The sequence below is a fragment of the Plectonema radiosum NIES-515 genome (genome assembly GCF_025753815.1).
Lineage (GTDB): Bacteria > Cyanobacteriota > Cyanobacteriia > Cyanobacteriales > Nostocaceae > Hassallia > Hassallia radiosum_A.
In genome coordinates this window covers 1-8,258 of sequence record NZ_JAOWRF010000202.1, presented here as the reverse complement: position 1 = coordinate 8,258, position 8,258 = coordinate 1, and the positions used below count along the sequence as shown (strand labels likewise).

Sequence of the window (8,258 nt, the reverse complement as noted above, 5' to 3'; positions counted from 1 at the left end):
AGTCCTAGTTATTTTGTTGCTTCTACGGGTGCTGTAAGTACAGAAATTGTCAGACAATATATTGAGAATCAAAAAAGCAATTAAAACTAAAATGCCTTTCGGAATCAGGCGGTTAGCTTTCATCCCCGCATCCACTTCACAGAACTCGAAACTACGTTTCTGTTCTTCGGGGGTTCTCAGCATGGGTTTGATAGAATACAAGAAGCTGTGGCGAGAATTTGTGCTTTTTGTTGCATCACTTCAATGTCGGATGCTAACCAAGAGCGAGGTGCTTGGCAGTGATGAGCTATTAGCAATCCCCATAACCCTCTCGGAATCAAAACAGGTACAACAAGGTTAGCGCGAACTTGTAAATTGCGGAGAAAATCTCGGTGACAAGGCTGGATTGGTTCTAATTCAATATCAGCGATCGCTCTTACTCTTCCATCTTTGTACATATCAGCATAGTCATTGTTAAAACAATCATCCGGTCCGGTTGAACCTAAAATTGACAATTCCTGATTACTCAAAGATTCAAAGGTTACTTGTCCGGACCACTGGCTATAAAAATAATACAAAACCACCCGATCGACCTGAAGTAATTCTCTCAGTTGGTTCGTTGTTTGTCTAACTAATGCATCCCGCTCAATTGTTTGACAAAGGCGATCAAGTACTCGTTGTAAACCCCTGTCATGATGCCTATTTGAACTGGGGTCAAATTCTTGATCCGAATCAATTTGCACAGCTTCCAAATGACTACTGAGTAAATATTATTGAATTTATATGGTAACTTATTTTTGTTAAGAATATAATTACGACAATCGGGTGATATTAATACAGCACCCTATCGCTTTAATCGAATACATGTAGAGACGTAGCACTGCTACGTCTCTACAAAAAGAGGGGTTTTATAAAGGAAAAAAAGGGTAAATGTTGAAGTAATTCAAGACCAATCGACTAATTTCAAATCACTCCTACCCTTTACTCTTTACCTTTTCCCCTCTTGATGAATGCCTATCTATCTACCGACCCCATGATGATGTCAATACTGCCGAGAATTACGACAATATCTGCTAACTTCACACCGCGCAGTAAATGAGGTAAAATCTGCACGTTGTTAAAATCAGCAGCGCGAATTTTCCAGCGGGAGGGAAAGACGTTATCATCGCCAATGAGATAAATTCCCAGTTCACCTTTACCGCTTTCGACACGGGAGTAAATTTCTCCTTTGGGAATCTTGAAGGTGGGAGAAATTTTCTTACCGATATACTGGTAATCAAAAGCATCCCACTCAGATTTTTTACCCGCAGCCATACGCTTGGCTTCTAAGTTCTCAAAAGGTCCACCAGGAAGACCTTTGATGGCTTGACGAATAATTTTCACCGATTCGCGCATTTCTCGCATCCGCACGACGTAACGAGCGAAGCAATCACCAGCAGTTTCCCAATGCACATCCCAATCGAAGTCGTCATAACATTCGTAGTGGTCAACTTTCCGCAAATCCCACTGCACCCCAGAAGCGCGTAACATGGGACCAGAAAGTCCCCAGTTAATTGCTTCATCGCGAGTAATTGTACCAATTCCTTCGACACGACGACGGAAAATTGGGTTATCAGTAACTAAGCGTTCGTACTCGTCAACTTTAGGGGGGAAGTAGTCACAAAAGTCCAAACATTTATCTATCCAACCGTAGGGTAAATCAGCCGCGACACCACCAATGCGGAAGTAGTTGTGATTTACCATGCGATAACCTGTAGCAGCTTCCCACAGATCGTAAATCAACTCCCGTTCGCGGAATTGATAGAAAAACGGAGTTTGTGCCCCGACATCAGCCATAAATGGACCAAACCACAGCAAATGGTTAGCGATGCGGTTCAATTCCAGCATGATGACGCGGATGTAGCTAGCGCGTTTGGGAACGGGAATATTGGCTAGTTGTTCTGGTGCGTTGACGGTGACAGCTTCGTTAAACATCCCCGCTGCATAGTCCCACCGACTGACGTAGGGAACGTACATAATATTAGTACGGTTCTCGGCAATTTTTTCCATCCCCCGATGTAGGTAGCCGATGACCGGTTCACAGTCGATGACATCTTCGCCATCTAGTGTGACAATTAACCGCATAACCCCGTGCATTGAGGGATGGTGAGGTCCCATGTTTAGCACCATCGGTTCTGTGCGGGTTTCGATTCTTGCCATAAATTCAGTGTTCTCCCTACTGAAGTGAAAATTTAAAATAGAACCGCGTAAGTGCCAAGCAGCCAACGGAAAAAATTTGGTGGTTCGTAGTCACGACTTCAGTCGTAAAAGATGAGCGATGAATCGCTCACTACGAGGGTAAGTTAGAGAGGGTAGCGGCGGATTTTATTTGATGTTTAGTTTTGTTGCACATATTCAATTATATGGATCTTCAGATTGAGAAAATGGGGGCGCAAGAATTTTTTCATGTGCCAGTTTTAAGTCGAGAGGTAATTGAGGGTTTAGCAGTGCATCCTAGTGGGCATTATTTAGATGCAACTGTAGGTGGTGGGGGTCACAGTCGGTTAATCTTAGAAGCTGCACCAGATGCCCAATTGACCGCAATGGATCAAGATGAGGATGCAATCATAGCCGCAAAGAAGCAATTAGGGGAGTTTAGCGTTAGCGTAGCTCCTCTAAAGGAGGCTCGCATACAATTCATCAAGAGCAATTTTGCTGCTTATAAATTTCCTGCAAGCACTTACTCTGGTATTATCGCCGATTTGGGCGTTAGCTCTCACCATCTCGATACAGGGTCACGGGGTTTTAGTTTTCGTTCTAGCGCTCCTTTAGATATGCGGATGGATCGAGGACAATCGTTAACGGCTGCTGATGTGATTAATGATTGGGATGAAGCGGAGTTAGCAAATATCTTCTTTACATACGGTGAAGAACGACTTTCGCGACGCATCGCTAGACGAATTGTCGAAAAACGTCCGTTTCAGACGACGACGGAATTATCTGAAGCGATCGCTTATTCTGTCCCCCCAAAATACCGTTATGGCAGAATTCACCCAGCTACTCGCGTATTTCAAGCTTTACGCATTGTCGTTAACGACGAGTTAAAGTCTTTAGAAACATTTATCGAAAAAGCACCTCTATCTCTGGTAGTCGGTGGCAGAATTGCCATTATCAGTTTTCACAGTCTTGAAGACCGACTGGTGAAACACGGTTTAAGAAATTCACCTTTGTTAAAGGTATTGACAAAAAAGCCAATTACTGCTCAAGAAGATGAGTTGGCGAATAATCCGCGATCGCGTTCTGCTAAATTGAGGATAGCAGAAAGAAAAGATTGATGTTGTTTCGTAGTGAGCGGTTCACCGCTCATAGTCAATATTTCCGTGCCTTCGGCGTATTCTTTGTGAGAAAATTGCTACACTTTCAAACTGTGCTACAACATCCAGAGTGAAAACCGACAGCATATTTTATCGCCTATTTCAAGAATTTCCCAGCATCTTCTTTGAACTGATTAGCAACCCTCCCGAAACCGCAAACGTTTATCAATTTGCTTCAGTTGAAATTAAGCAAACAGCTTTTAGAATTGATGGTGTATTTCTTCCCATCCAAGAAGATAATCCAATTTATTTTGTCGAAGTTCAATTTCAGTCTGACACAGAACTTTACTCGCGTCTGTTATCAGAAATATTTTTATACTTACGTCAAAATAAACCCAAAAGCACTTGGCGCGGAGTAGTGATTTATCCTACTAAAAACATAGATACATCTGATACCAAAGATTGCCATGAATTCTTTACCAGTCAGCGCATCAGCCGAATTTATTTAGATGAATTAGGTGAAGCTGCATCACTACCAATTGGTATTGCTACTATTAAATTAGTAGTTGAAGATGAAGATACAGCAATTATCGCTGCTAGAGAATTAATCAACCGAACCAAGCAAGGGGTAAATCTACAACTGCAACAGCAGTTACTAGAATTTATAGAGACAATCTTGGTTTATAAGTTTCCCAAAATGAGTCGAGAGGAGATAGAAGCAATGTTTGGGTTAAGTGAGTTAAAGCAAACGCGAGTTTATCAAGAAGGTAAAGAAGAGGGTAGTTTAGAAGCAAAATTAGAAGCTATACCCAGACTGTTAGCATTAGGTTTAACTGTGGAACAAATAGCACAAGCGTTGGATTTGGATCTTGCACAAGTCCAGCAAGCAGCAGAGCAAACACCTCCAAATCAATAACAGCAGTTACTAGAATTTATAGAGACAATCTTGGTTTATAAGTTTCCCAAAATGAGTCGAGAGGAGATAGAAGCAATGTTTGGGTTAAGTGAGTTAAAGCAAACGCGAGTTTATCAAGAAGGTAAAGAAGAAGGTGAGCAAGAAGGTAAACAAAAAGGTAAAGAAGAAGGTCGTGTGGAGGCAAAATTAGAAGCTATACCCAGACTGTTAGCATTAGGGTTAACTGTCGAACAAATAGCACAAGCGTTGGATTTGGATCTTGCACAAGTCCAGCAAGCAGCAGAGCAAACACCTCCAAATCAATAGACTGATAGATGTGGGGTAAAGTGCGATCGCTTGCAAAAATACATCATCGGTATTTTCAGTAAAACACAATAGACATCTCCAGAAAACAATGTAGAGACGTGAAATTTCACGTCTCTACAAAGGTTTCGGACAACGCATAGTTCATTTTTGGAGATGTCTAATAGACATCTCCAGAAAACAATGTAGAGACGTGAAATTTCACGTCTCTACAAAGGTTTCGGGTAACGCATAATTAATTTCTGGAGATGTCTAATAGCTGAAGAAAGGCGATCGCAATTCAAAATAACTGATGAATCTGCTTCCAAGACTCATCGACGAGTATAAAAGACTGATGAATCTCCTTCTGTGACTCATCGACGAGTATAAAAGAGTGATGAATCTCCTTCTGTGACTCATCGACGAGTATAAAAGACTGATGAATCTCCTTCTGTGACTCATCGACGAGTATAAAAGACTGATGAATCTCCTTCTGTGACTCATCGACGAGTATAAAAGAGTGATGAATCTCCTTCTGTGACTCATCGACGAGTATTTACAGCAGATTTCACTCCTTAGTTCGTACATATATAAAACCTAAAACCTTGTAGAGACGTAGCAGTGCTACGTCTCTACGTGTGTTCGATTAAAGCGATAGGGTGTTGTCTCAAGAACTGGATGCAGCTTTAGCAGCTCTACCTTTGCCGATCGCTTTAAAGCGTTCACCTAACTGTTCGGCAATAGTTTTTAAGCCTGGAGTCTTCTTTGCAGCAGTCTTTACATAGTCATAAACAGTCAAACTGCTGGTCATGGTATCACTACCGACTGCTAATAGAGTATCATCTACCTTTTCGGTGAGTTGCCGCATTGAGGTTAAAAGTTCGGTGAGTGTGGTAGCTAATTGATAATTTTGCACAAATTCCTCAACATCAAAACTCGCTGGGAGAATGTCGCGGTTAGATTGAGCAGCGGTAACGCTATTATTAACAAAAGCGAGGCTTTTATCACCCATTTTAAATAACTTGCGCCGTTCTTCTAAACTGAGAGTAATGAGGAAAGGCAGCTTTTTTTGGACTGTCTGTAGTGCTGCTTTAATTTCTTGGATATCTTGTGGAGAAATGCTGGCGTTGACATTTTGATAAGCCATCGTATAATTACCTTGGTGAGAGTCTTGCTGAAGTAGCAATGTTTACTACATTTATGATTCCCACAAGGTCATGCGATCGCACATTTTATTTCAAGAAAGCTCTCTATTACCTCTTTTACTTCGTAGTGAGCGGTTCACCGCTCATAGCCAAAATTAAGGGCTTCAGCCTTTACTACTAAGAAGCGCACATTTTCTTGAAATTTTCTCGTAGTGAGCGGTTCACCGCTCATAACCAAGATTAAGGGCTTCAGCCCTTACTACATTAGAACACGTTCGTTTACACGTATTTACTTACTCGGCTGCGATGTACTTATGAGCACGTGCTTTTGCCAAAGTCATTATATGCTCTAAGGTGAGGAACCGGTCTAGCTCTTTTTTTTCCTCTGGTGTCAGTTCTCCTGTTTTATGTGCGTAAACCAAATCTTCTAAACGCTCCTGCGCTGCATTTGATAATTTAAAATCTATAACACTTTGGGGTGTAGTTCCCGCAGCAATAAAGTCTATAATTTCGTCGTAGACTTTGTTTGTATTTACAGATGTGGTCATAATCCCTCTTTCATCGAATCAATATTTATGCTACTTTAAATGTCTTTGCTAACGTTTGCGGTTCTGGTAGGAGTTCACCGTCTTCTAGCGATGACTCAATGAGCATTTCTAAAACTTCTTGAGCATTCTTAACAGCTTCTTCGTAAGTGTCTCCGTGAGTATGACAAAATTCTCCCCATTCAGGAAGGCTGACAACATAACAGTTATCTTCGTCAGACCATTGAATAATAATAGTGTAGTGAGAATTCATTCTTGTTCTTCCTCTTGAGCTTTTTTAATTTCCTCTAGCTTTTGAAGTGCATTATTAACGTCTTTTTCCTGGTAAGCTTTCGCATCATTCCCATCCTTACCAGATAAAGTTACTCTTCCCGGTAGCAGTAGATGAAACCAATTAGTGTGGCTACCTTTTCCAGGTTTATAAATAAACCCTGCTTGCAGCAACAAGCTTTTGAGTTCTCTGATTTTCTTAGGCATATCCCCGTATTCTTCAACTTTCTCGACTCTCCTGGCTTATTTATGCTACTTTAAATGTCTTTCCTAACGTTTCCGGTTCTGGTAGCGGTTCGTTGTCTGAAAAAGCTGACGAAATCAACATTTCTAGAACTTCTTGAGCATTCTTAACAGCTTCTTCGTAAGTGTCTCCGTGGGTGCAAGGCTGCATTACATTAGTAAACTCAGGCAGCAAAACTACATAACATTGGTCTTCGTCAGACCATTTAATCACAATTGTATATTTCATGTTTATAGCAGTTTCCAGTTAAGTCTAATATAGACCTAACCCCCAACCCCTTCCCGGAATACGGAAGGGGAGTAAGTCTCAAAGCCTCTCTTTTTGCAGGAGAGAGGAATGGAAGTGAGGTCAGATTTTTGCGATTTTACTTATCTAACTCCTTCAACTTATTCTGTGCAAACTCCCGCACTTTCTCATCTGGGTCATTTGCTGCTTTGTCGCGCAATAGTGATAAAGTCTGGGGATGATCGGGGTATTGCTCGATAATTGCTAAAAGTGCAACTTGCCGAGGGTTGGTTTCATCGTCTTCCTTGCGCTCAAAAGGGTCATTGACAGCGCAATTGTAGAACACTTCAAACATCCCAGGTTCATCTTTGAAGTTGCTGGCTAACGCTTGGACTGCTGCTGCTCGCACATTCCCATTATTATCAGCGATCGCGCGTTCTTTCAGCCAAGGGAGGGTGTCGGGGTCATCTTTGAAGTTGCTGACTAAAGCTTCGACTGCTGCACGTCGCACATTCCCATCATTATCAGCGATCGCGCGTTCTTTCAGCAAAGGGAGAGTGTCGGGGTCATCTTTGAAGTTGCTGACTAAAGCTTGGACTGCTGCACGTCGCACATTCCCATTATTATCAGCGATCGCGCGTTCTTTGAGCCAAGGGAGGGTGTCGGGGTCATCTTTGAAGTTGCTGACTAAAGCTTCGACTGCTGCACGTCGCACATTCCCATCATTATCAGCGATCGCGCGTTCTTTGAGCCAAGGGAGGGTGTCGGGGTCATCTTTGAAGTTGCTGACTAAAGCTTCGACTGCTGCACGTCGCACATTCCCATCATTATCAGCGATCGCGCGGTCTTTCAGCAAAGGGAGAGTGCCTGGGTCATCTTTGAAGTTGCTGGCTAAAGCTTCGACTGCTGCACGTCGCACATACTTATCATTATCAGCGATCGCGCGTTCTTTCAGCAAAGGGAGAGTGCCTGGGTCATCTTTGAAGTTGCTGGCTAAAGCTTGGACTGCTGCACCTCGCACATCCTCATTATTATCAGCGATCGCGCGGTCTTTCAGCAAAGGGAGGGTGTCGGGGTCATCTTTGAAGTTGCTGGCTAAAGCTTCGACTGCTGCACGTCGCACATCCTCATTATTATCAGCGATCGCGCGGTCTTTGAGCCAAGGGAGAGTGCCGGGGTCATCTTTGAAGTTGCTGACTAAAGCTTGGACTGCTGCATATCGCACAACCCAGTTATTATCAGCGATCGCGCGGTCTTTCAGCAAAGGGAGGGTGTCGGGGTCATCTTTGAAGTTGCTGGCTAAAGCTTCGACTGCTGCACGTCGCACATCCTCATTATTATCAGCGATCGCGCGGTCTT

Annotated in this window: 11 protein-coding genes and 1 pseudogene; 4 read left to right on the top strand and 8 right to left on the bottom strand. The window is 42.7% G+C overall.

All coding sequences use genetic code 11. The features are described from left to right. The coding region (locus OGM63_RS29820) for a transposase (RefSeq protein ID WP_375340484.1) at window positions 1-84 on the top strand (84 nt) is incomplete at its 5' end. Window positions 85-176: 92 nt separating this feature from the next. On the opposite strand, the gene OGM63_RS13800 is transcribed toward OGM63_RS29820, so the two are convergent. Then, window positions 177-722: a GAF domain-containing protein gene (locus OGM63_RS13800; RefSeq protein WP_263746154.1), complete on the bottom strand. Its 546-nt coding sequence runs from the start codon at window positions 720-722 to the stop codon at window positions 177-179. 271 nt (window positions 723-993) lie between these two features. Continuing rightward, window positions 994-2,178 carry an NAD(P)H-quinone oxidoreductase subunit H gene (locus tag OGM63_RS13795; protein ID WP_263746153.1) on the bottom strand — a complete coding sequence of 395 codons (1,185 nt, stop codon included), beginning with the start codon at window positions 2,176-2,178 and terminating at the stop codon, window positions 994-996. Window positions 2,179-2,402: 224 nt separating this feature from the next. On the opposite strand from OGM63_RS13795, the gene rsmH reads away from it, so the two are divergent. The 3 genes and pseudogenes from rsmH to OGM63_RS13780 form a co-directional block, all read left to right on the top strand. After that, a complete protein-coding gene (rsmH, locus tag OGM63_RS13790) occupies window positions 2,403-3,293 on the top strand; it encodes a 16S rRNA (cytosine(1402)-N(4))-methyltransferase RsmH (RefSeq protein WP_263746152.1) in 891 nt (296 codons plus the stop codon). 109 nt (window positions 3,294-3,402) lie between these two features. Next, window positions 3,403-4,188 (top strand): Rpn family recombination-promoting nuclease/putative transposase, encoded by a 786-nt coding sequence (locus OGM63_RS13785; protein WP_263746151.1) that lies wholly within the window; start codon window positions 3,403-3,405, stop codon window positions 4,186-4,188. A gap of 12 nt (window positions 4,189-4,200) precedes the next feature. Next, window positions 4,201-4,494, top strand: a pseudogene (locus OGM63_RS13780) (Rpn family recombination-promoting nuclease/putative transposase); the annotation flags it as partial. A gap of 643 nt (window positions 4,495-5,137) precedes the next feature. Here OGM63_RS13780 and OGM63_RS13775 read toward each other — a convergent pair. The 6 genes from OGM63_RS13775 to OGM63_RS13750 all read right to left on the bottom strand — a co-directional run. Continuing rightward, window positions 5,138-5,617, bottom strand: a complete 480-nt coding sequence (locus tag OGM63_RS13775; RefSeq protein ID WP_263746150.1) for a hypothetical protein — start codon at window positions 5,615-5,617, stop codon at window positions 5,138-5,140. 291 nt (window positions 5,618-5,908) lie between these two features. Further along, a complete protein-coding gene (locus OGM63_RS13770) occupies window positions 5,909-6,163 on the bottom strand; it encodes a hypothetical protein (RefSeq protein WP_263746149.1) in 255 nt (84 codons plus the stop codon). Between the two features lie 25 nt (window positions 6,164-6,188). Next, window positions 6,189-6,413, bottom strand: a complete 225-nt coding sequence (locus tag OGM63_RS13765; protein WP_263746148.1) for a type II toxin-antitoxin system HicB family antitoxin — start codon at window positions 6,411-6,413, stop codon at window positions 6,189-6,191. Then, the gene (locus OGM63_RS13760; protein WP_263746147.1) at window positions 6,410-6,637 is read right to left on the bottom strand and encodes a type II toxin-antitoxin system HicA family toxin; all 228 of its coding nucleotides are present in this window, start codon (window positions 6,635-6,637) and stop codon (window positions 6,410-6,412) included. Before OGM63_RS13760 ends, OGM63_RS13765 begins: the two co-directional genes overlap by 4 nt. Before the next feature lie 40 nt (window positions 6,638-6,677). Then, window positions 6,678-6,902, bottom strand: coding sequence for a type II toxin-antitoxin system HicB family antitoxin (locus OGM63_RS13755; protein ID WP_263746146.1), 225 nt, complete (start codon window positions 6,900-6,902; stop codon window positions 6,678-6,680). Between the two features lie 136 nt (window positions 6,903-7,038). Next, the coding region (locus tag OGM63_RS13750) for a HEAT repeat domain-containing protein (RefSeq protein WP_263746145.1) at window positions 7,039-8,258 on the bottom strand (1,220 nt) is incomplete at its 5' end.

Bases quoted from the DNA above. Each gene is read 5' to 3' on its own strand.
- OGM63_RS13795 (WP_263746153.1), bottom strand. From the start codon at position 2,178: ATGGCAAGAATCGAAACCCGCACAGAACCGATGGTGCTAAACATGGGA.
- rsmH (WP_263746152.1), top strand. From the start codon at position 2,403: ATGGGGGCGCAAGAATTTTTTCATGTGCCAGTTTTAAGTCGAGAGGTA.
- OGM63_RS13775 (WP_263746150.1), bottom strand. From the start codon at position 5,617: ATGGCTTATCAAAATGTCAACGCCAGCATTTCTCCACAAGATATCCAA.
- OGM63_RS13770 (WP_263746149.1), bottom strand. From the start codon at position 6,163: ATGACCACATCTGTAAATACAAACAAAGTCTACGACGAAATTATAGAC.
- OGM63_RS13765 (WP_263746148.1), bottom strand. From the start codon at position 6,413: ATGAATTCTCACTACACTATTATTATTCAATGGTCTGACGAAGATAAC.
- OGM63_RS13760 (WP_263746147.1), bottom strand. From the start codon at position 6,637: ATGCCTAAGAAAATCAGAGAACTCAAAAGCTTGTTGCTGCAAGCAGGG.
- OGM63_RS13755 (WP_263746146.1), bottom strand. From the start codon at position 6,902: ATGAAATATACAATTGTGATTAAATGGTCTGACGAAGACCAATGTTAT.